At 70.9% G+C, this 22181-nt stretch carries 23 protein-coding genes; 17 read left to right on the forward strand and 6 right to left on the reverse strand.

Features of this window, described 5'->3' with window-relative positions:
• Positions 1 to 334: 334 nt before the first annotated feature.
• From QM595_RS00545 to QM595_RS00560, 4 genes are all read left to right on the forward strand, one after another.
• On the forward strand, positions 335 to 811 hold the full coding sequence (locus QM595_RS00545) for a (2Fe-2S)-binding protein (RefSeq protein WP_415169563.1): 477 nt from the start codon (positions 335 to 337) through the stop codon (positions 809 to 811).
• Positions 811 to 3201 (forward strand): xanthine dehydrogenase family protein molybdopterin-binding subunit, encoded by a 2391-nt coding sequence (locus tag QM595_RS00550; RefSeq protein WP_415169564.1) that lies wholly within the window; start codon positions 811 to 813, stop codon positions 3199 to 3201. Before QM595_RS00545 ends, QM595_RS00550 begins: the two co-directional genes overlap by 1 nt.
• Positions 3198 to 4049 (forward strand): FAD binding domain-containing protein, encoded by an 852-nt coding sequence (locus QM595_RS00555; RefSeq protein ID WP_415169565.1) that lies wholly within the window; start codon positions 3198 to 3200, stop codon positions 4047 to 4049. The genes QM595_RS00550 and QM595_RS00555 overlap by 4 nt, the downstream gene beginning before the upstream one ends.
• A 174-nt stretch (positions 4050 to 4223) precedes the next feature.
• A complete protein-coding gene (locus QM595_RS00560; RefSeq protein ID WP_415169566.1) occupies positions 4224 to 4913 on the forward strand; it encodes an SRPBCC family protein in 690 nt (229 codons plus the stop codon).
• Positions 4914 to 4958: 45 nt separating this feature from the next.
• Here QM595_RS00560 and QM595_RS00565 read toward each other — a convergent pair whose 3' ends face one another.
• Complete coding sequence (locus tag QM595_RS00565) at positions 4959 to 5384, reverse strand: winged helix-turn-helix transcriptional regulator (protein WP_415169567.1); 426 nt, start codon at positions 5382 to 5384, stop codon at positions 4959 to 4961.
• A gap of 80 nt (positions 5385 to 5464) precedes the next feature.
• Between QM595_RS00565 and QM595_RS00570 the strand changes: the two genes are divergently transcribed.
• From QM595_RS00570 to QM595_RS00585, 4 genes are all read left to right on the forward strand, one after another.
• Complete coding sequence (locus QM595_RS00570) at positions 5465 to 5983, forward strand: PaaI family thioesterase (RefSeq protein ID WP_415169568.1); 519 nt, start codon at positions 5465 to 5467, stop codon at positions 5981 to 5983.
• 107 nt (positions 5984 to 6090) lie between these two features.
• Positions 6091 to 7836 carry a DUF2207 domain-containing protein gene (locus QM595_RS00575; RefSeq protein ID WP_415169569.1) on the forward strand — a complete coding sequence of 582 codons (1746 nt, stop codon included), beginning with the start codon at positions 6091 to 6093 and terminating at the stop codon, positions 7834 to 7836.
• Between the two features lie 54 nt (positions 7837 to 7890).
• Positions 7891 to 8448: a LemA family protein gene (locus QM595_RS00580; RefSeq protein WP_415169570.1), complete on the forward strand. Its 558-nt coding sequence runs from the start codon at positions 7891 to 7893 to the stop codon at positions 8446 to 8448.
• Between the two features lie 13 nt (positions 8449 to 8461).
• Complete coding sequence (locus tag QM595_RS00585; RefSeq protein ID WP_415169571.1) at positions 8462 to 8746, forward strand: DUF4031 domain-containing protein; 285 nt, start codon at positions 8462 to 8464, stop codon at positions 8744 to 8746.
• Here QM595_RS00585 and QM595_RS00590 read toward each other — a convergent pair.
• From QM595_RS00590 to QM595_RS00600, 3 genes are all read right to left on the reverse strand, one after another.
• Entirely contained in the window at positions 8713 to 8982 is a 270-nt protein-coding gene (locus QM595_RS00590; RefSeq protein WP_415169572.1) for a DUF2087 domain-containing protein, read from the reverse strand. The two genes, QM595_RS00585 and QM595_RS00590, sit on opposite strands and share 34 nt — an antisense overlap.
• Before the next feature lie 220 nt (positions 8983 to 9202).
• Positions 9203 to 9796, reverse strand: a complete 594-nt coding sequence (locus QM595_RS00595) for a hypothetical protein (protein WP_415169573.1) — start codon at positions 9794 to 9796, stop codon at positions 9203 to 9205.
• Between the two features lie 132 nt (positions 9797 to 9928).
• A complete protein-coding gene (locus QM595_RS00600; RefSeq protein ID WP_415169574.1) occupies positions 9929 to 10543 on the reverse strand; it encodes an alpha-ketoglutarate-dependent dioxygenase AlkB in 615 nt (204 codons plus the stop codon).
• A 144-nt stretch (positions 10544 to 10687) separates the two neighbouring features.
• On the opposite strand from QM595_RS00600, the gene QM595_RS00605 reads away from it, so the two are divergent.
• On the forward strand, positions 10688 to 11416 hold the full coding sequence (locus QM595_RS00605; protein WP_415169575.1) for a GntR family transcriptional regulator: 729 nt from the start codon (positions 10688 to 10690) through the stop codon (positions 11414 to 11416).
• A gap of 55 nt (positions 11417 to 11471) precedes the next feature.
• Here the strand turns inward: QM595_RS00605 and QM595_RS00610 are convergent, their stop codons facing one another.
• Complete coding sequence (locus QM595_RS00610) at positions 11472 to 11810, reverse strand: hypothetical protein (RefSeq protein ID WP_415169576.1); 339 nt, start codon at positions 11808 to 11810, stop codon at positions 11472 to 11474.
• Between the two features lie 82 nt (positions 11811 to 11892).
• On the opposite strand from QM595_RS00610, the gene QM595_RS00615 reads away from it, so the two are divergent.
• The 7 genes from QM595_RS00615 to QM595_RS00645 all read left to right on the forward strand — a co-directional run bounded on the left by QM595_RS00615 (position 11893) and on the right by QM595_RS00645 (position 19562).
• On the forward strand, positions 11893 to 13245 hold the full coding sequence (locus tag QM595_RS00615; protein WP_415169577.1) for a TrpB-like pyridoxal phosphate-dependent enzyme: 1353 nt from the start codon (positions 11893 to 11895) through the stop codon (positions 13243 to 13245).
• A gap of 135 nt (positions 13246 to 13380) precedes the next feature.
• On the forward strand, positions 13381 to 14598 hold the full coding sequence (gene serA, locus QM595_RS00620; RefSeq protein ID WP_415169578.1) for a phosphoglycerate dehydrogenase: 1218 nt from the start codon (positions 13381 to 13383) through the stop codon (positions 14596 to 14598).
• Between the two features lie 15 nt (positions 14599 to 14613).
• Positions 14614 to 15228 carry a hypothetical protein gene (locus QM595_RS00625; RefSeq protein ID WP_415169579.1) on the forward strand — a complete coding sequence of 205 codons (615 nt, stop codon included), beginning with the start codon at positions 14614 to 14616 and terminating at the stop codon, positions 15226 to 15228.
• A 39-nt stretch (positions 15229 to 15267) separates the two neighbouring features.
• On the forward strand, positions 15268 to 16458 hold the full coding sequence (locus QM595_RS00630) for an MFS transporter (RefSeq protein ID WP_415169580.1): 1191 nt from the start codon (positions 15268 to 15270) through the stop codon (positions 16456 to 16458).
• A gap of 115 nt (positions 16459 to 16573) precedes the next feature.
• A complete protein-coding gene (locus QM595_RS00635; RefSeq protein WP_415169581.1) occupies positions 16574 to 17023 on the forward strand; it encodes an HNH endonuclease in 450 nt (149 codons plus the stop codon).
• A gap of 167 nt (positions 17024 to 17190) precedes the next feature.
• A complete protein-coding gene (locus tag QM595_RS00640) occupies positions 17191 to 18090 on the forward strand; it encodes a T3SS (YopN, CesT) and YbjN peptide-binding chaperone 1 (RefSeq protein ID WP_415169582.1) in 900 nt (299 codons plus the stop codon).
• A 143-nt stretch (positions 18091 to 18233) separates the two neighbouring features.
• Entirely contained in the window at positions 18234 to 19562 is a 1329-nt protein-coding gene (locus tag QM595_RS00645; RefSeq protein ID WP_415169583.1) for a hypothetical protein, read from the forward strand.
• A gap of 3 nt (positions 19563 to 19565) precedes the next feature.
• Here the strand turns inward: QM595_RS00645 and glgA are convergent, their stop codons facing one another.
• The gene (gene glgA / locus QM595_RS00650) at positions 19566 to 20771 is read right to left on the reverse strand and encodes a glycogen synthase (protein WP_415169584.1); all 1206 of its coding nucleotides are present in this window, start codon (positions 20769 to 20771) and stop codon (positions 19566 to 19568) included.
• 37 nt (positions 20772 to 20808) lie between these two features.
• Between glgA and glgC the strand changes: the two genes are divergently transcribed.
• Positions 20809 to 22035 (forward strand): glucose-1-phosphate adenylyltransferase, encoded by a 1227-nt coding sequence (glgC, locus tag QM595_RS00655; protein WP_415169585.1) that lies wholly within the window; start codon positions 20809 to 20811, stop codon positions 22033 to 22035.
• Positions 22036 to 22181 lie beyond the last annotated feature (146 nt).

Consider the following 22181-nt stretch of genomic DNA (forward strand, 5'->3'; position numbering starts at 1 on the left):
AGTCTGTGCCCGCATCGCCGCCCGCATCCTCGCCCTCACCACCGCGATCTGGCACAACGACCACATCGGCGCGGACATCCACCGATCACTGATCGCCTACGACCACTGACCCTTGGACTCATTCATCTAGTGGGTGAGCCCTCATCGCCGGGCTCCGCATGTCAGCTTGCGCCCGGTCACGGCCTTTTGAGCGTCAGTCTGCGTCTGCTCACCGTGCTTTGAGTGTCAGTTTGCGCCCGGTCACGGGCTGGCGGGGGAGCGACCAACCAGGGGGCAACCACGCCGACCCTAGTGTGACCGGGGCCACATCGGTGCGATCATCACAGGAGTGCTCATGACTCGGATCAGCCTGACCGTCGACGGCATGCGGGTGTCGGACGAGGTCGAGCCGCGGCTGCTGCTGGTGCAGTACCTGCGCGAGCGGCTTGGCAAGACCGGCACCGTCGTCGGCTGCGACACCAGCAACTGCGGCGCCTGCACCGTCCATCTGGACGGGGAGAGCGTGAAGTCGTGCAACGTCCTGGCCGTGCAGGCCGACGGTCACGAGGTCACCACCATCGAGGGGCTGGCCCAGAGCGGTGAGCTCCATCCCGTGCAGGAGGCGTTCCGGGAGTGCCACGGCCTCCAGTGCGGCTTCTGCACCCCGGGGATGATCATGCAGAGCGTCGACCTGCTCAACCACAACCCCCATCCCAGCGAGCAGGAGATCCGCGAAGGGCTTGAGGGCAACCTGTGCCGCTGCACCGGCTACCACAACATCGTCCGGGCCGTGCAGTATGCGTCGGGCCAGCTCGCCGCGGTGGTGCAGTGATGACCGCGCTGCAGGAGGCCCCGGCCCAGGAGATCGGTCGTGACCGCCGACGCAAGGAGGACGCCCGGCTGATCACCGGCCGCACCCGCTGGACCGACAACATCCAGCTCAACGGGATGCTCCACCTGACGATGGTGCGCAGCCCGTTCGCTCACGCCAAGATCACCGGCATCGACACCAGCGCCGCCAAGGAGGCCGACGGCGTTGTGGGGGTGTTCACCGGCCAGGACCTCGGCGACAGCCAGGGCGCCTGCATCAACGCCTGGGCGATCACCACCGACCAGGTCACCCCGACGCACCTGCCGATGCCGACCGACCGGGTCGCCTTCGCCGGCGAGGTGGTGGCGGTGGTGGTCGCGCGGAGCGCCGCCGAGGCCCGCGACGCCGCCGAGCTCGTCGAGGTCGACTACGAGGAACTGCCGGCCGCGCTGGACCTCAAGGAGGCGGCCAACGACACGGTGCTGGCCCACCCCGACCTCGGCACCAACAAGAGCGCCTTCTGGCGGTTCGACTCCGCCGAGGCCGGCACCGGCGGCAATGTCGAGGAGGCCATCGCCGCGGCGCGCGAGAGCGGCATCGTGATCGAGCGGGAGTACCGCCAGCAGCGGCTCATCCCCGCCTTCATGGAGCCGCGCAGCGTCGTGGTCGACCCCACCGGCGAGCAGATCACCATGTGGTCGGCCACCCAGATCCCGCACATCCTCCGGTTCGCGCTCGCCGCGACCACCGGGGTCCCGGAGTCCAAGATCCGGGTGATCGCCCCCGACGTGGGCGGCGGCTTCGGCGGCAAGCTGCAGCAGACACCGGAGGAGATGATCGCGTTCGCGGTCGCCCGCAAGGTGGGCCGGCCGGTGAAGTACACCGAGACCCGCAGCGAGAGCCTGCTCACCGCCCACCACGGCCGCGACCAGTGGCAGCGGCTCACCCTCGCCGCCACCAAGGACGGCACCGTCACCGGCCTCAAGATCGACCTGCTGGCCGACCTCGGCGCCTATGTCGCCCTCGTCGGCGGCGGTGTCCCGGTGCTGGGCGCCTTCATGTTCAACGCCATCTACAAGTTCCCCGCCTACCAGTTCAACTGCCAGACCGTCCTCACCAACAAGACCTGGACCGACGCCTACCGCGGCGCGGGACGGCCCGAGGCGACGTACGCCATCGAACGGCTGATGGACGAGCTGGCCCACGAGCTCGGTCAGGACCCGCTGGCGGTGCGCGAGCGGAACTGGATCAAGCACGAGGAGTTCCCCTTCCAGACCGTCGCGGGCCTGCAGTACGACTCCGGCAACTACGAGGCGGCCACCGCCCGGGCCAAGGAGATCTTCGGGTACGACGACCTCCGGGCCGAGCAGGCGCGGCGCCGGGCGAGCAACGACCCGGTGCAGCTCGGCATCGGGGTCTCGACCTTCACCGAGATGTGCGGCCTGGCGCCCAGCCGGGTGCTCGGCCAGCTCAACTACGGGGCCGGCGGCTGGGAGACCGCCTCGATCCGGATGCTGCCGACCGGCAAGGTCGAGGTGATCACCGGCGCCAGCGCCCACGGCCAGGGCCACGAGACCGCGTTCAGCCAGATCATCGCCGACCGCCTCGGCGTACCGTTCGAGGACGTCGAGATCCTGCACGGCGACACCCAGGTCGCGCCGCGCGGCCTGGACACCTACGGCTCCCGCAGCCTGGTGGTCGGCGGCGAGGCGCTGGTCCGGGCCGCCGAGAAGGTGATCGACAAGGCCAGGCCGATCGCCGCCCATCTGCTCGAGGCCAATGTCGACGACCTGGAGTTCAAGCAGGGCAGGTTCGGCGTCCGCGGCACCGAGGCCGGCATCGGGCTGACCGAGATCGCCGGCGCCGTCTTCGCCGCCCACAACCTGCCCGACGGGGTGGAGCCGAGCATCGACGCCGACGCCACCTACGACCCGGTCAACTTCAACTTCCCGCACGGCACCCACCTGTGCGCCGCCGAGGTGGACACCGAGACCGGCGCGGTAAAGCTGCGGAAGTACACCTGCGTCGACGACATCGGCGTGATCATCAACCCGCTCATCGTCAGCGGCCAGGTGCACGGCGGGCTGGTGCAGGGCATCGCGCAGGCGCTGTGGGAGGAGGCGGTCTACGACGACACCGGCACGCTGGTGAGCGGCACGTTCACCGACTACCTGCTGCCCACCGCCGCCGACACCATCAGCTTCGACATCGACCACACCACCTCGCCGGCGACCACCAACAGCCTGGGCGCCAAGGGCGTCGGCGAGGCCGGCACCATCGCCTCCACGCCGGCGGTGGTCAACGCCGTCGTCGACGCACTGCGGCCCTTCGGGGTCGCCGACGTCCAGATGCCCTGCACGCCCGAACGGGTGTGGCGGGCCATCCACGCGACCGAAGGAGACCAGGCATGATTCCCGCCAGCTTCGAGTACGTCGCGCCGACCTCGGTCGAGGAGGCGCTCGCCGCCCTCACCGCGGCCGACGACGCTAAGATCCTCGCCGGCGGACAGTCGCTGCTGCCGGTGCTGCGGATGCGGCTCAACGCGCCCGAGACGATCGTCGACCTCGGTCGCATCGCCTCCCTCAACGGCATCCGCGACGACGGCGACGCCATCGTGATCGGTGCCATGACCAGACATGTCGACGTCGGCGCCGCGGCGCTGGTCAAGGAGCATGCCGCTCTCCTCGCCGAGGCCGTCAAGCACCTCGCCGACCCGCAGGTCCGCCACCGCGGCACCTTCGGCGGCGCGCTCGCCCACGCCGACCCGGCCGGCGACCTCTGCGCGCCGGCGCTGGCGTTGGGTGCGGAGTTCGTGATCGCCGGGCCGGCCGGCGGCCGCACCGTGGCTGCCGCGGACTTCTTCGTCGACCTCTTCGAGACCGCGCTCGGGGAGGACGAGATCCTGACCGAGGTGCGGGTGCCCAAGCACACCGGCTGGGGTGCCCACTACGAGAAGTTCGTCCGGGTGGCCCACCAGTGGCCCATCTGCGCCGTCGCGGCGACCGTCCGGGTCGCCGACGGCGTCATTGCGGATGCCCGGGTGGGGCTGACCAATATGGGCTCGACGCCGCTACGGGCCCGGGCGGTCGAGGAGGCGCTGGTGGGCGGTCCGGCCACCGAGGAGGCGATCCGCGCCGCCGCCGATCACGCCGCCGAGGGCGCCAATCCGCCGACCGACCTCAACGGGGACGCCGACTACCGACGCCACCTGGCCGGCGTGCTCACCCGGCGAGCGGTGCTCGCCGCCGCGGCGGGCTGAGCCCTTGTCTCCCGAGCCGGACGCCTGCTGCGCGACGCCCAGCACGCACGCTGGCTTCGTTGTCGTCAGTCGCCATGCCTCCGGCATGGCTCCCTCCTCCGCCTCGCCATCGCACGCACCGGACGCCGCTCGCGACGGCGCCGGCTCGAGAGACAAGGGCTAACGTCTGTGGGTATGGAGCTCACTCACCGGTTCACCGTCCCCGGCTCGGTCGAGGAGACCTGGGACCGCTTCCAGGACATCGCGTCCCTCGCGGAGTGCTTCCCCGGCGCCCAGGTCACCTCGGCCGAGGGGGACTCCTTCGAGGGCACCGTCAAGGTCAAGCTCGGGCCGATCGCGCTGGTCTACGCCGGCTCCGGCACCTTCACCGAGAAGGACGCCGAGGCGCACCGCTTCGTCGTCGACGCCAAGGGACGCGACAAGCGCGGCAACGGTACGGCGGGAGCGACCGTGACGGTGTCGATGTCGGCCTCCGGCGACGCCACCGACGTGGAGGTCGCCACCGACCTGTCGATCACCGGCAAGCCGGCGCAGTTCGGCCGCGGCGTGATGCAGGACGTCTCCGACAAGCTGCTGCAGCAGTTCGTGGCCTGCCTGGAGGCCAAGTCGGCACCCGGCCAGGACGTCGACGCCGGGCCGGAGGAGGCTGCCGAGGAGCTCGCGGTCTCCGACATGATGGAGGAGGGCGGCCCGGTCGCCGCGCCGAGCACGGGTCGCCACGCCGCGCCGGCGACTCCGGACGACGCCATCGACCTGGGTACGACGGTGCTGCCGGTGTTGGCGAAGGGCTACTGGAAGCAGGCCGCCGCCGGGGTCGTCGTACTCGCCGCGCTGGTCTGGCTGCTGCGCCGGCTCACCCGCTGAAGTCTGGAGTGTGAGGCGCACCAGGTGCGCCACACACTCCAGACCTCAGCCCCGGCTGACGTCGCGAGGCCCGGCCGGCTCGCCACAGGCCGCGCAGGTGAGCACCGGGTGGAACACCTCGCCGCAGGAGTGCCGGAAGGTCGTCGGCGGGCCGTCGTCGCCCGCCAGATGGGCGTCCCCCCACTCGCGCAGCACGTGGATCACCGGGTGCAGGCTCTTGCCGAGGTCGGTCAGCCGGTACTCGAAGCGCACCGGCCGGTCCTGGTAGGGCTCGCGGCGGATCAGTCCGGCCTCCTCGAGCTTGCGCAGCCGCGTCGTCAGCACGTCGCGCGGCGCCCCGGTGTAACGCGCGAACTCCTCGAAGCGACGGCTGCCCAGGAACAGCTCGCGGACCACCAGCAGGCTCCACCTCTCACCGATCACGTCGAGGGCGCGGGCCACGGAGCAGGTGCGTACGTCGGTTGCCGGCATGGCACCAGTGTAGGCGAGTTTGATTTTCCTACTAACTGCTCTACGGTAAGCGGGAAACCAGTCCGGAAGGGGATCTAGAGATGTCAGCCGTCAATCACGAGGTCAGCTCGGCGGGGGAGCGGACCAGGACCTACGACTGGGCGGACCCCATCGTCCTGGCCACCGCCGCGACCACGATGAGCGGGCTGGAGTTCCTCCGGGCGATCGGCGCCGGCGAACTGCCCCCGCCGCCGGTGATGGCGACCACCGGCATCACCGCCGTCGAGGTCTCCGAGGGCTTCGTCGCCTTCGAGGTGACCCCGGCCGAGTGGCACTACAACCCGATCGGCAGCGTCCACGGCGGCATCCTCTCCACGCTCGCCGACAGTGCGCTGGCGTGTGCCGTCCACAGCACGCTCCCGGCCGGCACCGGCTACACCTCGCTCGACCTGGTCATGAAGTTCACCCGGGCCGCCACCATCGACAGCGGCCGGTTGCGCTGCGAGGGCCGGGTCGTCACGCGCGGCCGCCGGGCCGCCACCGCCGAGGGCCGCATCACCGACGAGCAGGGCCGCGTCATCGCACACGCGGTGACCACCTGCCTGATCATGGAGTCCTGAGCGAGGAGCGTCTGAGAGCGTGTTCGAGGACTCGGAAGCGCCGGCTCGGCGCCGAGGTCTCGAACATGCTCTGACTCCTCGGCGGGGCGACACTAGAGTCGGCTGCTGTGACGAGGATCCTGGTCTATCTCGCCGGCATCGCCGCGATCGGGGCGGTGTTCTGCCTGCCCGCGCTGTTCTTCGACATCTCCGGGGTCGACGGCGACGGCTACGAGCCCACCTCCATCAGCAGGTACGACGCCAGCTTCGTCATGAACGACGACGGCGACATCACCGTGACCGAGGACATCGACGTCGACGTCAGCACGAGCGATCGCCACGGCATCTACCGGTTCTTCGACCGCTTGGACGACAACGCACCGCACGCCCGTCGTACCCCCGAGGGCATCAGCGTCACCCGCGACGGACAGCCGGAGCCCTACGAGACCGGCCGGCAGGACCTCGGTCGCTATCTCTACCTCAAGATCGGCGACGCCGACCGCTACCTCTCCCAGGGCACCCACAACTACAAGATCAGCTACACCATCGACGGCACCCTGCTGCCCTCCCGCGAGGGCGGCAGTTCGTTCTACTGGAATGTCGTGCCCGGGGGCTGGCAGCAGGACATCAGCGACGTCGACATCACCGTGGCGCTGCCGGTCGCGGCGGGGCAGACCGTTCGGTGCACCGTCGGCTGGGGCGGGGGCACCCCCTGCACCGCCGAGGGCGCCGGGACGCAGCAGCTCAGCCTCCATGTCGACCACGTGGACGCTCGCACCCCGGTCACGATCCTCACCGACCTCGCCATGGCCACCCCGCCCGAGGGCAACCACCTGCCCTGGACCATCAGGTGGGACGCGGTGCTGGGCACCAATGTCGCCGGCCTGGTGGTCGTGGTGCTGCTCGGCGTCGGCGGCGCGGTGGCCGGCGGGCTGCTCGGCGCCAAGGCACGGGAGCGCGAGCCCGGCTTCCCGCTGACCTACGCCCCGCCGGACGGGCTCACCCCGGCCCAGGGCAACTACATCCTCACCGAGCAGCTGCCGAAGCGGGCCTATGTCGCCACGCTGCTGCAGGCCGCGCAACAGGGCTCGGTCGAGCTCAGCCGCAGCGGCAGGGAGTGGACGCTCACCCGCAAGTCCGACTCCTACGACCCGGCCGACCTGGCGCAGGTCACCGCCGCCCGGCTGGCCGGCTCCGCCGGCTCGTTCACCGCCTCGAAGAAGAACCTCGCCGCCGGCAAGGCGCTGCAGAGCGAGATGTCGACCTTCAACTCCGACGTGAAGAAGTGGGCGCTCAGCACTGGCCTGCTCTCCCGCACCGGGCTCGGCGGCATCGGCGCGGTGATGGTGTTCGGCGGACTGATCCTGGCCGGCGTCTGCCTGTTCGTCCGGCCCTTCGGGATGTCGATGACCGGCATCGTCCCGGGCGCGTTCGCGATCTTCGGCAGCTCGATGGCCGCCGCCGGCGCGGGCACCAAGCGGACCGCGACAGGCCGTCAGCTGTGGTCCCAGCTCGGCGGCTTCAAGCGGGTGCTGTCGACGCCGTCGAGCAAGCAGCGCTTCGACTTCTCCGGCCGCGAGGAGCTCTACACCGCCTACATCCCGTGGGCGGTGGCCTTCGACTGCGCCGACGCCTGGGCCGCCAAGTACCGCACCGAGATGGGCGCCGAGCCGCCCGCGCCGTCGTACTTCGGGGCGGCCTATGTCGGCTCCCACTCCGGCGACTTCGCCAGCTCGATGGTCCACGACTTCGAGAGCACGCTGTCCGGCGCCGTCTCCGCCTACTCCGCCTCGCAGTCGCACTCCAGCGGCGGTGGTGACGGCGGCTTCTCCGGCGGTGGTGGTGGCGGGGGTGGCGGCGGTGGCTCCTGGTAGTCACATCCCTTCGGATCCGGCACGATTCACCCATGCACGAGTCAGGAGCCAACCATGGCCATCGCCATCGCAGCAATCGTCGTCGTACTGCTCGTCATCTTCGCCATCGTCGGCTTCAACAGGCTCCGCACCACCGACGTCGGCGCCCAGGAGGCGCTCGGCGGGATCGACGTACAGCTCACTCGTCGTGCCGATCTGGTGCCCAACCTGGTCGAGACGGTGAAGGGGTACGCCGCCCACGAGAAGGACGTGCTGGAGGAGGTCACCCGGGCCCGCGCCGCCGTCGCCACCGCCGCCGCCGGCTCCGACGTGCCGGCCAAGGCCGCCGCCGACGCCGCCCTGCAGCAGGCGCTGGTGCGCGTCAACGCCACCGCCGAGGCCTACCCCGACCTCAAGGCCAACACCAACTTCCTCGAGCTGCAGAAGCAGCTGGCCGAGACCGAGAACCAGATCTCCTTCGCCCGGTCCTACTACAACGACGCCGTCGCCAAGCTCAACAAGCTCGTCGTCTCGTTCCCGTGGCTGCTGTTCACCGGCATCGCCGGGGTGCGCAAGCGGGAGTTCTACCAGGCCCCGCTCGGCCAGGACCAGGCCCCGAAGGTCGAGTTCTGACCCCGCCCCGGCCGTGATCCTGATCGACCCGCCCGCCGTGCCCTCCCGCGGCCGGCTGTGGTCCCACCTGGCCAGCGACACCTCCTACGACGAGCTGCACGAGTTCGCCGCCGCGGCCGGCCTCCCGGAGCGCGGCTTCGACCGGGACCACTACGACGTCCCGGCGGAGTGGTACGACGCCCTGGTCGCCGCCGGCGCCGTCCCGGTGCGCAGTCGCGAGCTGGTGCACCGACTGGTCGCCGCCGGGCTCCGGGTGCGTCGTACTCACACCTCGAAGGTGCCGCCCGAGCGCCAGTAGTAGCCGTTCTCCCGCGTCAGGAAACCCTCGTCGACGAGGTAGCGCCGCAACGCCGCATGATCGGGGTGGAACTCCTTGAGCACCGCGTCGACCTCCCGCTCCGGGTAGACCCTCCCCGGCTCGAACCGCTGCGCCACATGGTCGAGCACCAACAGCAGCTTCCCGCGCTTGCGTGGGATGTCCAGCAGCCGCCCGTCGGCCGCGACGAACCGCCCGACGATCTCACTCACCACCATGCCCCCAGTCTTGGCCGGCTCGCCGGGCGCGGTGCGAGCGGTCGAGTGGGCGGAGCTCGACGAGACGACCGGTGAGCGTGACGGGCGCAGGCAGGGCGCGGAAGGCCATGCCGCCATTCAAGCACCGTGGATGCCCCGCTCATCCGTGACCGAGGCGCTGCTCGCCTCACGACAGGGGAGGTACGGCGGGCGCCGTACCTCCCCTTCGTCCGATGGTCTGTCAGACGGTCACGCTCAGCGGCCGCGCCGGACCTCGCTCGGCGAGCTTGACCTTCCTCGCGTGCCCGAAGCCGATGCCGGCGAGGACCAGGAAGATGACGCCACCGACGTAGGCGCCGATCGCGGCGATGCCGGCGATGGTGCCGATCGTGGCGAAGGCGTAGCCGTAGAGGAGCAGGCCGCGCAGGGTGTTGCCCATGAAGAGCGTCTGCCGCAGCCCGGCGAGCGCCTGGCCGTCTGCCGACGCCTTCTCCTCGGCGGACATCTGGGTGTACTCGCCTGAGACCTCCTCGTAGGTGCGGCCGTCGCTGGCCGCGTTCATGTGCGCCAGGATGTAGTGGTCAGCGAACGCCTTGGCCTCGGCGCCGGTGTCGAGCGGGCTGTCGGCGTACTTCTCGAGAGCCGCCTTGTCGGCCTTGGGCAGGTCCTCGAGGGCGGCGCCCGATGGCATGGTGATGCCCTGGTCGGTGAGCTGGCCGTGCACCTGATCGCCGATGAAGCTGTTGGCCCAGGTGAGCAAGCCGCCGACCACGAGCAGGACGACGGCCAGCAACAGCCCCGTCCACGAGATGAGCTTGTCGAATGCTGAGCGCATCGGATTCTCCCTTGTTCCGACCGGTCCTGTTGGCCGGTCCTACTGCTTCGACGCTAAGGCGGCGTGGCAGTCGGGTGTCAGAACACTTGGTCACCGGATCGAGGGGCCAAGGGTCCCGAGGTCACGGGACCTTCAGAAGACGTTGAGAGGCCGGAACTGCACCGAGATCCGCGGCCCGGCGCGGGCGACCTTGGGCACCGCGTGCTCCCAGGTGCGCTGGCAGGAGCCGCCCATGACGAGCAGGTCGCCGTGACCCATCTCGACCGAGATCGAATCGCCGCCGCCCCGCGGCCGCAGCGCCAGCCGACGCGGGTCGCCCAGCGAGACGATCGCCACCATGGTGTCCTGGGTGCGGCCACGGCCGATGGTGTCGCCGTGCCAGGCGACCGAGTCGCGGCCGTCGCGGTAGTAGCAGCAGCCGGCAGTGCGGAAGGGCTCGCCGAGCTCGTCGGCGTAGTGCGCGGAGAGCGTGTCGCGGGCGGCGGTGAGCGCCGGGTGGGGGAGCTCGTCGCCGATCATGTAGGTGTGGACAAGCCGGGGGACGTCGACGAGCCGGTCATACATCTGCCGACGCTCGGTGCGCCAGGGCACCTCGGCCACGAGGGTGCGGAAGACCTCGTCGGCCGCGGGCAGCCAGCAGCGGCACACGTCGATCCAGGCGCCCCGGGAGAGCGCGGTGCGCTCGACGTCGGTCAGCTCGAGCGTGGTCGCGGCAGGGGCGGCGAACAATGATCCCTGGAAGTCCACGGTGACGAGAATACCCCACTGATTCGATCAGGTGTTCGATATCGGTGCTGGACGGGACAACGAAAAAACTGCTGGGCAGCCCTGGGAGTAAAGTGTCCGAAGTACCACGTACAGGCACCGGTCGGCCGCCGTACCCTGCTGGGCATGAGTGACGTGCCGATCGACGCCGGAGGGCGATCGCTGAAGCACGAGAAGATCCGGGAGTACGTCCGTGGGCTGATCTCCGCGGAGTCCCCGGGCGCTCCGGCGCCCTCCGAGCGCGAGCTGGTCCATCGCTTCGGCGTGGCCAGGATGACGGTACGACAGGCGATGGACGCCCTGGTCGTCGAGGGGCTGCTGGAGCGCGTTCCGGGACGCGGCACCTTCGTCGCCCGGCCGAAGCGGAGCACGACGCCGGTGCTGTCGTTCACCGAGGAGATGCGTCGCCGCGGCCTCCAAGCCGAGTCCCAGACGCTGCTGGCCCGCCGTGAGCAGGCCGGCCCTGGCGTCGCCCGCGCGATGGGGATCGAGGAGGGCGGCTCGGTGGTCCACTGGCGTCGGCTGCGCCGCGCCGACGGCGAGCCGATGTGCCTGGAGGACGTCTACCTCAACGAGTCACTGGTCCCGGGCTTCCTCCAGGTCAGTATGCCTACCAGCCTGTACGACGAGCTGGAGCGTCAGGGCATGGCGGCCAGCTGGGTCGAGGACGCGGTCAGTGCCGACCTCGTCACCGCGGACGAGGCGGCCCTGCTCGAGGTCGCCCGTGGCTCGGCGGTGCTGCGCAAGCAGCGGCGCGCCCTGGCGGGGGAGCAGGTCGTCGAGGTCTCCCGCGCCGTCTACCGGGCCGACCGCTACTCGCTCCGGGTCGAGCTCGGCGCCGCCGAGTCGTCGTGACCGGCGCTGTGACCGGCGTTGTGACCAGGGAGTGACCTATCGGACCACGGATCGGTCACAACCCGCCGAGCGGAGCGACGATGTCCCCGGTCTCCTCGCACACCCAGACCGGGTCGGGGCCACCCAGGTCGGGGGAGATGTAGAGGATGTGGAGCGGAGAGTGCTCGTCGCAGCCGACGCACAGTGGCCATCGCTGACCGGTGTCGGCGAGCGCGTCCTGGACGTCCTGTGCCACCAGCCCGGCGACGTACATCGAGCCCTCGGGCCACTGTGAGACCCACCAGCCCCGCTCGCTGACCGCGTCCTCCAGTGCGCTCACCACGGTGGCGGTCGCCAGGCCACGGGAGTTCAGGTCGGCGAGCACCCGGGCACGGGCGTCGAGCAAGGCATCCATCGCCTCCATCCTGACGCACAGGAGAAATCACGTCATACCGTCTAGGCTGCGGCCGACACCCGACCCGAGAGGACACAGCAGCATGAGCGACCCGGTGATGTTCACCCTCGACCCCGACGAGCGGGTCACCCACTGGTACAACATCCTGGCCGACCTGCCGACGCCGCCGCCCCCGCCGCTGCACCCGGGCACCCGCGAGCCGGTCGGGCCCGACGACCTGGCGCCGCTGTTCCCGATGGAGCTGATCGGCCAGGAGGTCTCCACCGAGCGCTATATCGAGATCCCGGAGCCGGTGCTCGACGTCTACGCCCAGTACCGCCCCAGCCCGCTCTACCGCGCCCGCCGCTGGGAGACCGAGCTCGGCACGCCGGCCCGGATCTACTACAAGTACGAGGGCGTCAGCCCGGCCGGCTCGCACAAGGTCAACACCGCCGTGCCGCAGGTCTACTACAACAAGCTCAGCGGCATCACGAAGCTCACCACCGAGACCGGCGCCGGCCAGTGGGGCACCGCGTTGTCCTACGCCAGCGCACTGTTCGGCGTCGAGTGCGAGGTCTGGCAGGTCGGCGTCTCCTACGACACCAAGCCCCAGCGTCGTACCCTCATCGAGGTCTTCGGCGGCAAGGTGCACCGCTCGCCCTCGCAGCTGACCGAGTCCGGCAAGGCGTTCCCCGAGGGGCACCCCGGCTCGCTCGGCATCGCCATCTCCGAGGCGGTCGAGGTGGCCGCCCAGGACCCCGCCACGAAGTACTCCCTCGGCTCGGTCCTCAACCACGTGCTGCTGCACCAGACCGTGATCGGCCAGGAGGCGCTGCTGCAGCTGGCCAAGGCCGGCGAGCGATCGGTCGACGTCGTCTACGGCTGCGCCGGGGGCGGCTCCAACTTCGCCGGCCTGGTCTTCCCGTTCCTGCGCGAGAACCTGGTGGGCGGTGCCGGCACCCGGATCGTCGCGGTCGAGCCGACCTCCTGCCCGACGCTGACCCGCGGCGAGTACCGCTACGACTTCGGCGACACCGCCGGCATGACGCCGTTGATGAAGATGTACACCCTCGGCCACGACTTCGTGCCCTCGCCCATCCACGCGGGTGGGCTGCGCTACCACGGCATGGCGCCGCTGGTCTCCCACGCCGTCCACGAGGGGCTCATCGAGGCGATGGCGCTGCACCAGAACGAGTGCTTCGAGGCGGGCGTGGAGTTTGCCCGCAGCCAGGGCATCGTGCCCGCGCCGGAGTCGGCCCACGCGCTGGCGGCTGCCCGTCGCGACGCGCTGGCCGCCAAGGAGTCGGGCGAGGAGAAGGTCATCGTGATCGGCCTCTCCGGCCACGGCCTGCTCGAGCTGGGCGCCTACGCGCAGTTCCTGTCCGGCTCGCTGGAGGACGACGCGCTGTCGGAGACCGAGCTGGCCGAGGCGCTGGGGTCGGTGCCGGTGGTCTGAGCCGCTGCGGGCGGTCAGCCGCCGCGGCTCCGCCCGGGCCTGACGTCGTACGACGGCGGTGTCACCTCGGTTGTGACAGTCTCGACCGGCAAACTCGATTGCCGGGAGCCGGTGGGTCCGTCCTACCCTTGAGACATGGCCAAGGCACTCCTCCTCGAGAACATCCATCCCCTCGCCGTCGAGAACCTCGAGCGGGCGGGATTCGAGGTCGAGCTGCGTGCCTCCTCGCTCTCCGAGGAGGAGTTGGTCGAGACGCTCTCCCCCCAGGGCGGGCCGGGCGTGACACTGCTCGGCATCCGCTCCAACACCCACATCACCTCCCGGGTGCTCGACGCCGCGACCGACCTGACCGCGATCGGCTGCTTCTGCATCGGCACCAACCAGGTCGACCTGGCTGCCGCGACCGAGCACGGCGTGGCCGTCTTCAACGCCCCCTACTCCAACACCCGCAGCGTGGTGGAGCTGGTCATCGCCGAGATCATCAGCTTGGCCCGCCGGCTGCCGGAGAAGACCCAGAAGATGCACGAGGGCATCTGGGACAAGAGCGCCAAGGGCAGCCACGAGGTCCGCGGCCGCACCCTCGGCATCGTCGGCTACGGCAACATCGGCACCCAGCTCTCCAACCTCGCCGAGGCGATGGGGATGTATGTCATCTTCTACGACATCGCCGACCGGCTCGCCCACGGCAACGCCCGCCGGGTGCCCACCCTCGACGCGCTGCTCGCCGAAGCCGACGTGGTCAGCCTCCATGTCGACGGCCGCCCGGGCAATGCCGGCATCTTCGGCGCCGAGCAGTTCGAGAAGATGAAGCCGCGCAGCATCTTCATCAACGCCGCCCGCGGCATGGTCGTCGACACCGACGCGCTGCGCGAGCATGTCCTCTCCGGCCACATCGCCGGCGCCGCGCTCGACGTCTTCCCGATCGAGCCCAAGGCCCAGGGCGACCCGTTCGAGTCCCCGCTGCGCGGCCTGGACAATGTCATCCTCACCCCGCACGTCGGCGGCTCCACGCAGGAGGCCCAGGAGGAGATCGGCTACTTCGTCTCCGGCAAGCTGCGCGACTTCGAGCTGGGCGGCTCGACCGCGCTCTCGGTCAACCTGCCGACGGTGCAGCCGCCGGCGCTGGCCAGCGGCGGCCGGCTCGGCCTCTTCCACGTCAACGTCCCCGGCGTGCTCGCCGAGGTCAACAACATCCTCGCCACCGAGGGCGCCAACGTGACCGGCCAATATCTCGCCACCCGCGGCGAACGCGGCTACGTCGTTACCGACATCGCCGGCGACATCAGCGAGGCGGCGCTGGCCAAGCTGCAGTCCTCCCCTCACACACGATGGCTGCGCCATTGGGCCGTCTGATGTTGAATGTCTGCCATGGAGCTGCCTCAACATTGGCCCCTTCCCGATGCTCAGCCCGGCTCGGCTGAGCTGCGCGACGAGCTGATCGCGGCGTACGCCGGCCCCGAGCGTCGCTACCACGACACCCGCCACCTCGCCGACGTGCTGAGGCGCCTCGGCGAGCTGCGCGAGGCCGGCGCGGTCTTCGAGCAGCTGCCGGTCACGCTGGCCGCGTGGTTCCACGACAGCGTCTACGACGGCGAGCGCGACGCCGAGGAGCGCTCGGCGATGTGGGCCGAGACGGCGCTGACGGGACTGGTCGACGCCGCGACCGTCACCGAGGTGACCCGGCTGGTGCGGCTCACCGAGACCCACCAGCCCGAGTCGGAGGACCGCAACGGCGCCGCGCTGTGCGATGCCGACCTGGCGATCCTGGCGGCGGACGCCGACCGCTACGGGGACTATCGCGCCGCGGTCCGGCAGGAGTACGCCGACCTCTCCGCGGACGACTTCCGCGAGGGCCGTACCCAGGTGTTGCGCCGGCTGATCGAGCGCGAGCATCTCTTCACGACGGCGTTCGCCCGGGCCTCCTGGGAGGGCGTCGCCCGGGCCAACATCGCCGGGGAGCTGGCCGCTCTCGAGGGCCGTTAACAATTCGGAAATGTCGGTGCGTCGCGGGACAATCTCGCGGTGGGATTCGCGACATACGCAGAGCTTCTGAGAAACGTCACCATCCGGCGAATCCTGCTCCTCGGCCTGGTCATTCGGGTGCCGCTGTGGGCCGCCAACGTGGTCATCACCCTGCACGTCGTCGGCTCTCTCGACCGCAGCTACGCCGAGGCCGGCCTGATCGGCACCGCGGTCAGCCTCGCCCTCGCGATCAGCAGCCCGTGGCGCGGCCGTGCCCTGGACCGGGTCGGCCTTCGTCGTACCGTCGCGCCCTCGATCGCCGTCGGTGCGGTGGTGTGGAGCCTGGCGCCCTGGCTGGGCTACTGGCCGCTGCTGGTGCTCGCCTTCGCCGCCAATCTGGTGGCGGTGCCGACCTTCTCCATCATCCGGCAGGTGCTCATCGGGCAGGTTCCCGACCACCAGCGCACCACCGCGCTCTCGGTCGACTCGGTCGCCATCGAGCTGTCCTTCCTGGTCGGCCCGGTCGCCGGCGTCGTCGCCGCGACCTACCTGCCGACCTCGCTCGCCCTGCTCATCTGCGAGGTCTCGGTGCTCGCCGGCGGCCTGGCGCTGTGGCTCGTCAACCCGCCGCTCACCGGCGAGCACGCCGACCCGACGGCGGCGAAGGTGCCGACCCGCCGCTGGCTCACCCCGGCGGTCGTGGTCGTGCTCGCCATCGCGGCCGTCTCCACGATGATCCTGACCGGTGAGGACCTCGGCACCGTCGCGGCGCTGCGCGACTGGGGCCAGCAGACCTCGATCGGCTGGGTGCTGGCGCTGTGGGGTGCCGGCTCCGCGATCGGCGGCGTGCTGTACGGCGCCCTCCACCGGCACCCCTCGGCGGCGGTCCTGCTCGCCGCGCTGGCGGCTACCACCGCGCTGGTGGCGCTGGCCCCCGATCGCGGCTGGTTCGTGGTGCTGCTGTTCGTCTCCGGCTTCTTCTGTGCGCCGACCATCACCGCTACCGTCGACGACCTGTCCAGGCTGGTCCCGGCCGGTGTCCGGGGCGAGGCGATGGGCTGGCACGGCTCCGCGCTGACCCTCGGCAGCGCCGCCGGCGCCCCGCTGATCGGCGTAGGCATCGACCACGGCGGTTGGGCCTGGGGCTTCGCGCTGGCGGGCCTCGGCGGGCTGGCGATCGCGCTCGTCGGCCTGGCGGTGCGCGGCCGGCGCGCCTCGGAGACCGAGCAGATCGAGCTCATCGAGGCGTAAGCCCGGCCAACAGCACGCCCGCCACGTCGGCCAAATGGCTTGGTGTCGCCCCACTCGGCATTTAGCCTTTGGGTGGTCCTTCCATCTGCGCGGATGAGCGAAGGGGGTGTCGACGATGGCGGTGACGAATGTGGCACTTCTCAACGCCTCCTACGAGCCGCTGGGCAAGGTGACCTTCCAGCACGCCGTGCGGATGCTCTTCCGGCAGGTGGCCATCGTCGAGGAGGCCCACGAGGACCGGATGATCGGACCGCACCCGTGGCCCAAGGTGATCCGGCTGGTCCGCTATATCTCGGCGCACTGGCTCTACCGACCCGCCGGCTACGCCCGTGAGGGCGTGCTGCGACGGGACCGGCACCGGTGCGCCTACTGCGGCGACCACGCCACTACCGTCGACCACCTGCTGCCCGCCTCCAGGGGCGGCGCCTGGACCTGGCTCAACACCGTCGCGGCCTGCCGTCGGTGCAACGGCCGCAAGGCCAATCGCACCCCCGAGGAGGCGGGAATGCGTCTGCGGCTGCGGCCCTACGTCCCGACTCGAGCCCAGCTCGCCGCCCTCGACTGACGCCGGCGTCGCGGTCCGCCGAGGCTGTCGGAGGCGGCTCGTAGTCTGAGTACGTGTACTGAGAACGTTTTCGAGAACGTGTTCGAGAACTCGGAAAAGCGTCGGCTCGGCGCCGAGCTCTCGACCACGCTCTGACCTGGTCCCCGGGTGGCGTGAGGAGGCGAGCGATGGGCGACTTCGACTGGGACGGCGAGGTGCAGCAGGCGTGGCGGCGGTTCCGCCGACGACTGGCCGACGCGGTGTTCGACCTGGGCGACGGCGAGGAGATCTACCTCGCCGCGCCACGTGCCGACGTCCACCTCCGCCGGGGCGGCGACGCCATCGTGGTGAGCCGCTACGGCGAGGCCGTCGAGGGTGGCCTGAGCGCTACGGAGACCGCCGCACCGCGCCAGTGCGACCAGGTCGCGGCGCGGGTCGTCACCCAGCTGAGGGGAGGTGGCGCGCTCCATCCGGCCTTGGTCGTGGGGGAGTCGTGGCAGCCGGTGCCGACGGTCCCGCTGCCTCGCGCCGAGGATGCCGAGCCCGAGCTGATCCGGCCCGAGACGGCCGAGGAGCTGCGGCTGGCGGTGGGCCGGGCGCTCGCGCCGCTTCTCGACGGTGAGATCGGCCGGGCCGGCGAGGGGGACCTCCAGATCACCGTCGGCCGGTCCGTGCTGTTCGTCAGGGTCGACTCCGACTGCCCGCGTGTCGACCTTCTCAGCGAGTTGGTGTGGGACGTCCGCCGGCCCGAGCGGATGGCCGACGTCGTCGCCGAGCTGACCGGCAGGCACGTCTATCAGTTCGCCGCGAGCGCCGACCGGGTGCTGCTGCGCTACCCGCTGCCGGGCTGGCCGTTCGTCCCCGAGCAGCTTCGCGATGTCGTCGCCAGCCTGCTCGACGGGCTCGACGACCTCGCCGCCGATGTCGCGGGACGACTCGACGCGCTCCGGTTCCGCGACGAGCCGCGGTCCGCGCCGGCCACCGGGCCGCCGTCGCAGACCACTGGCCCGGTGTCGCCAGGGCCGGCCGAGCCTCGGGTCGGCCGGGAGCGCTCCGAGATGTTCGGCGACTCTTCAGAGACGAGTTAGCGTGTGTCGCCGCGCAGCCATCTTCCCCCACGTTAGGGTCACGTGTCTTCGGGTCGCGACGTAGAGTGGCGACGGGTCAGGGGCAGGGTTGCCCGAGGAATCAGTTGGGGAGTTCGGTCGTGTCGCAGAGGCAGCGCCTTCGGGTGCCGCGCAAGCGTTTCATGGGCATCGCGGGCAGCGTGGTCTGCGTGCTCGGGTCGATGGTGCCCTTCGCCGGATCGGCGGCGGCCGCCGACACCGGCACTCGCATCGTGACGGTCCGGGGCACCGCCTTCCCTGCCGGTCGCGACGCCGGGCTCTCCTATGTGGGCTGCAGCAGCATGTTCAGTCGCACCGCTGACACCACGACCCCCCAGGTGGGCAACCTCGGCGACGCGGCGCTGGGCAACCGCGCCCTCGGCTTCGACCTGCAGGGCGGCAACGCCGTCGGCTCACTCCACTACGTCGGCTCCTTCGCCGCCACCACCTCGGTCGGCATCTCGGTCGCCGCACCACAGGGCACCACCGGCGTCGCCTACGCCGCCTACCAGGCGCCCACCCAGGTCGGCACCTCCGAGATGTGGATCGGCCGGGCAGCGCTGAGCGTCCCGGCCGGTGGCTGGACCTCGATCGAGGCCGTCGGCCTGACCTACAGCTGGGTCGACACCGACACCGCCACCGGCCAGCCGGTGGTGCCGCTCGGCTCCACCACCGCTGCGGTGCCGGTGACAGCGACCCCGCACCAGTTCTCGCAAGCCTTCGGTCCCGACGGCTCCGGCGTCTTCACCGTCGGCTTCGGCTGCGACGGCAACCCGTTCGCCATCGACGCGCTCGGGCTCGGCAACGCCGACGGCACGACCGTCTACGACCTTGAGGGCCGCACCAGCAAGGTGCAGCTGATCGGGCCGGCCAGCCACACCATCGAGGCCGGCGAGTCGGTGAGCCTCCAGGCCGTGCTGCGCGACGGATCGGGCGGGCGGATCAGCCGCGGCACCGTGGTGCTCTCTGCCAAGGCCGAGGGCGGCGACTGGCGGACCGTCACCGTGCTCGACGCCGCCGACACCGACCCGAGCTACACCGTCACGCCGAACAAGGACACCGTCTACCGGTTCGAGTTCGTGGACCGGCCGCTCTACGAGGGCAGCGTGTCGAAGGAGTACGCCGTCCACGTGCGCTCGCAGGACGAGCCCGACCCGTCGACGACGCCCACCTCGACGCCGACCGAGCAGCCCACTCCCGAGCCCGACCCGACCACGTCCCCGGCCGGCCCCGAGCCGACCGAGTCCGCCTCGGAGTCCGCTCCGGCGACTCCCACCGAGACGGCCACGTCGAAGCCGGATGCCCAGCCGTCCCAGGAGCCGGCCGAGACCGCCTCGGCCGAGCCCTCGAAGGAGTCCGAGTCGAGCCAGCCCCCGGCCTCGGAGCAGGCGAGCAAGCCCGCCGAGGATCCTGCGGGTGAGTCGACCGCCGCCGACCCGGCCGGCGCCCAGTGACCGTTACCTGAGCACGCTGTCGTAGACCGCCCTGGTCCGCTCGGCGATCGCGACCCAGCTGAACGAGTCCACCGCCCGCTGCCGGCCGGCGCGCCCCATGGCCGCCGCCCGGCCGGGATCGGCCAGCAGCGCGCCGAGCGCGGCGGCGAAGTCGGCGACGTACCGCTCCGGGTCGGTCGGCGTACCGGTGCCGTCGCTCGCCTGGGAGATCGGCACCAGGAGCCCGGTCTCGCCGTCCACCACGACCTCGGGGATGCCGCCGGTCGCGGTGGCGACGACCGCGGTCTCGCACGCCATCGCCTCGAGGTTGACGATGCCGAGCGGCTCGTAGACCGACGGGCATGCGAAGACGTCCGCGGCGGTGAGCAGGGTGACCAGGTCGGTGCGCGGCAGCATCTCCGGGATCCAGACGACCCCGGTCCGGGTCGACTTCAGCGAGTCGACCAGTCCCTCCACCTCGGCGGCGATCTCGGGGGTGTCCGGCGCGCCGGCGCACAGCACGATCTGCGCCTCCGGCGGCAGCGCCGCCACCGCGCGCAGGAAGTAGGGCAGCCCCTTCTGCCGGGTGATCCGGCCGACGAAGATGACGGTCGGCCGGTCCGGGTCGACCCCCAGCTCCCGGACCCGGTCCGGGTCGTCGATCGGCGCCCATAGCGCGGTGTCGATGCCGTTGTGCACCACGTGCACCCGCTCCGGCGGGACGGCCGGATAGGACCGCAGCACGTCCTCGCGCATCGCGGCCGAGACCGCGACGATGCCGGCCGCCGCCTCGTACGCCGTGCGCTCGGCCCACGACGACAGCGCGTAGCCGCCGCCCAGCTGCTCGGCCTTCCACGGCCGCAGCGGCTCCAGCGAGTGGGCGGTGATGACGTGCGGGATGTCGTGCAGCAGCGCGGCGAGGTGCCCGGCGAGGTTGGCGTACCAGGTGTGGGAGTGCACCAGGTCCGCGCCTGTGGTGTCGTCGGCGATGGCGAGGTCGACCCCGAAGGTCCGCAGCGCCGCGTTCGCGCCGGCCAGCGCCGGCAGGTCGGCGTACGAGAACGTCCCTTCCTCCGACCGCGGCGCCCCGAAGGCGCGGACCACGACCTCGAGAGCGCCCGGCGACTCCGCCGCGACCAGACGTAGCGCCCGGACGAGCTCGGCGACATGGACGCCGGCGCCGCCGTAGATCTCCGGTGGGTACTCCCTGCTGAGGATGTCGACGCGCACGATGCGAACCTAGCCTGTCCGGCACTAGGTTGGGAGCATGGTCCTCTCGTCACGCAAGAAGGTTCTGGCGATCGTGCTGGCGGGCGGCGAGGGCAAGCGGCTGATGCCGCTGACCGCCGACCGGGCCAAGCCCGCGGTGCCCTTCGCCGGCAACTACCGGCTCATCGACTTCGCCCTCTCCAATGTCGTCAACAGCGGCTATCGGCAGGTGGTCGTGCTGACGCAGTACAAGAGCCACTCGCTCGACCGTCACATCAGCCAGACCTGGCGGATGTCGACGATGCTCGGCAACTATGTCGCCAGCGTGCCGGCGCAGCAGCGGGTCGGCAAGAACTGGTACCTCGGCTCCGCCGACGCCATCTACCAGTCGCTCAACCTGATCCGCGACGAGCAGCCCGACATCGTCGTCGTGGTGGGCGCCGACCACGTCTACCGGATGGACTTCGCGCAGATGGTCGAGCAGCACCTGGAGTTGGGCGTGGCCTGCACCGTGGCAGCGATCCGGCAGCCGATCTCGCTCGCCGGCCAGTTCGGCGTCATCGACGTCCAGCCGGACGACCCGCGGCGGATCCGGGAGTTCCTGGAGAAGCCCACCGACCCGGTCGGGCTGCCGGACAACCCCGAGGAGGTGCTCGCCTCGATGGGCAACTACGTCTTCGACGCCGACGCGCTCGTCGAGGCGGTCACCCGTGACGCCGCCGAGATCGGGAGCAAGCACGACATGGGCGGCGACATCGTCCCCGCGTTCGTACGACGCGACCAGGCCGCCGTCTACGACTACCGCGACAACGAGGTGCCCGGCTCCACCGACCGCGACCGCGGCTACTGGCGCGACGTCGGCACGCTGCGCAGCTACTTCGACGCCCATATGGACGTCGTCTCGCCGCTGCCGGTCTTCAACCTCTACAACTACGAGTGGCCGATCTACACCTCCCACGGCCCCTACCCGCCGGCCAAGGTGGTCCGCTCGCAGATCGACGAGGTGCTGCTCTCACCCGGCGTCGTCGTCACCGACGCCCATGTCGCCCGCTCGGCGCTCTCCCCGGGCGTCTACGTCGACGGCTCGGCGGAGGTCTCCGACGCGGTGCTGCTCAACGACGTCAAGATCGGCGCCGGCGCCGTGGTCCGCAATGTCATCCTCGACAAGAACGTGGTCATTCCGCCCGGTGCGCGGGTCGGTGTCGACCCGGAGGAGGACGCCGGCCACGGCTTCGTGGTCCAGGACGGCCTCACCATCGCAGGCAAGGACCACTCCTTCAACTAACCCGCGAGTCGGCACAAGTGCAGGTCTCAGAGGGCGCGAGTCGGCAGAAGTGCAGGTCTCAGAGGGCGCGAGTCGGCAGAAGTGCGGGTTCCAGAGGGCGCGAGTCGGCACAAGTGCGGGTTCCAGAGGGCGCGAGTCGGCAGAAG

The organism is Nocardioides sp., from assembly GCF_047607185.1.
Lineage (GTDB): Bacteria > Actinomycetota > Actinomycetes > Propionibacteriales > Nocardioidaceae > Nocardioides.

Excerpts from the sequence above, each read along its gene's own strand:
- QM595_RS00545 (WP_415169563.1), top strand. The coding sequence starts at position 335 with ATGACTCGGATCAGCCTGACCGTCGACGGCATGCGGGTGTCGGACGAG.
- QM595_RS00550 (WP_415169564.1), top strand. The coding sequence starts at position 811 with ATGACCGCGCTGCAGGAGGCCCCGGCCCAGGAGATCGGTCGTGACCGC.
- QM595_RS00555 (WP_415169565.1), top strand. The coding sequence starts at position 3,198 with ATGATTCCCGCCAGCTTCGAGTACGTCGCGCCGACCTCGGTCGAGGAG.
- QM595_RS00560 (WP_415169566.1), top strand. The coding sequence starts at position 4,224 with ATGGAGCTCACTCACCGGTTCACCGTCCCCGGCTCGGTCGAGGAGACC.
- QM595_RS00565 (WP_415169567.1), bottom strand. The coding sequence starts at position 5,384 with ATGCCGGCAACCGACGTACGCACCTGCTCCGTGGCCCGCGCCCTCGAC.
- QM595_RS00570 (WP_415169568.1), top strand. The coding sequence starts at position 5,465 with ATGTCAGCCGTCAATCACGAGGTCAGCTCGGCGGGGGAGCGGACCAGG.
- QM595_RS00580 (WP_415169570.1), top strand. The coding sequence starts at position 7,891 with ATGGCCATCGCCATCGCAGCAATCGTCGTCGTACTGCTCGTCATCTTC.
- QM595_RS00590 (WP_415169572.1), bottom strand. The coding sequence starts at position 8,982 with ATGGTGGTGAGTGAGATCGTCGGGCGGTTCGTCGCGGCCGACGGGCGG.
- QM595_RS00595 (WP_415169573.1), bottom strand. The coding sequence starts at position 9,796 with ATGCGCTCAGCATTCGACAAGCTCATCTCGTGGACGGGGCTGTTGCTG.
- QM595_RS00605 (WP_415169575.1), top strand. The coding sequence starts at position 10,688 with ATGAGTGACGTGCCGATCGACGCCGGAGGGCGATCGCTGAAGCACGAG.
- QM595_RS00610 (WP_415169576.1), bottom strand. The coding sequence starts at position 11,810 with ATGGATGCCTTGCTCGACGCCCGTGCCCGGGTGCTCGCCGACCTGAAC.
- QM595_RS00615 (WP_415169577.1), top strand. The coding sequence starts at position 11,893 with ATGAGCGACCCGGTGATGTTCACCCTCGACCCCGACGAGCGGGTCACC.
- serA (WP_415169578.1), top strand. The coding sequence starts at position 13,381 with ATGGCCAAGGCACTCCTCCTCGAGAACATCCATCCCCTCGCCGTCGAG.
- QM595_RS00625 (WP_415169579.1), top strand. The coding sequence starts at position 14,614 with ATGGAGCTGCCTCAACATTGGCCCCTTCCCGATGCTCAGCCCGGCTCG.
- QM595_RS00635 (WP_415169581.1), top strand. The coding sequence starts at position 16,574 with ATGGCGGTGACGAATGTGGCACTTCTCAACGCCTCCTACGAGCCGCTG.
- QM595_RS00640 (WP_415169582.1), top strand. The coding sequence starts at position 17,191 with ATGGGCGACTTCGACTGGGACGGCGAGGTGCAGCAGGCGTGGCGGCGG.
- glgC (WP_415169585.1), top strand. The coding sequence starts at position 20,809 with ATGGTCCTCTCGTCACGCAAGAAGGTTCTGGCGATCGTGCTGGCGGGC.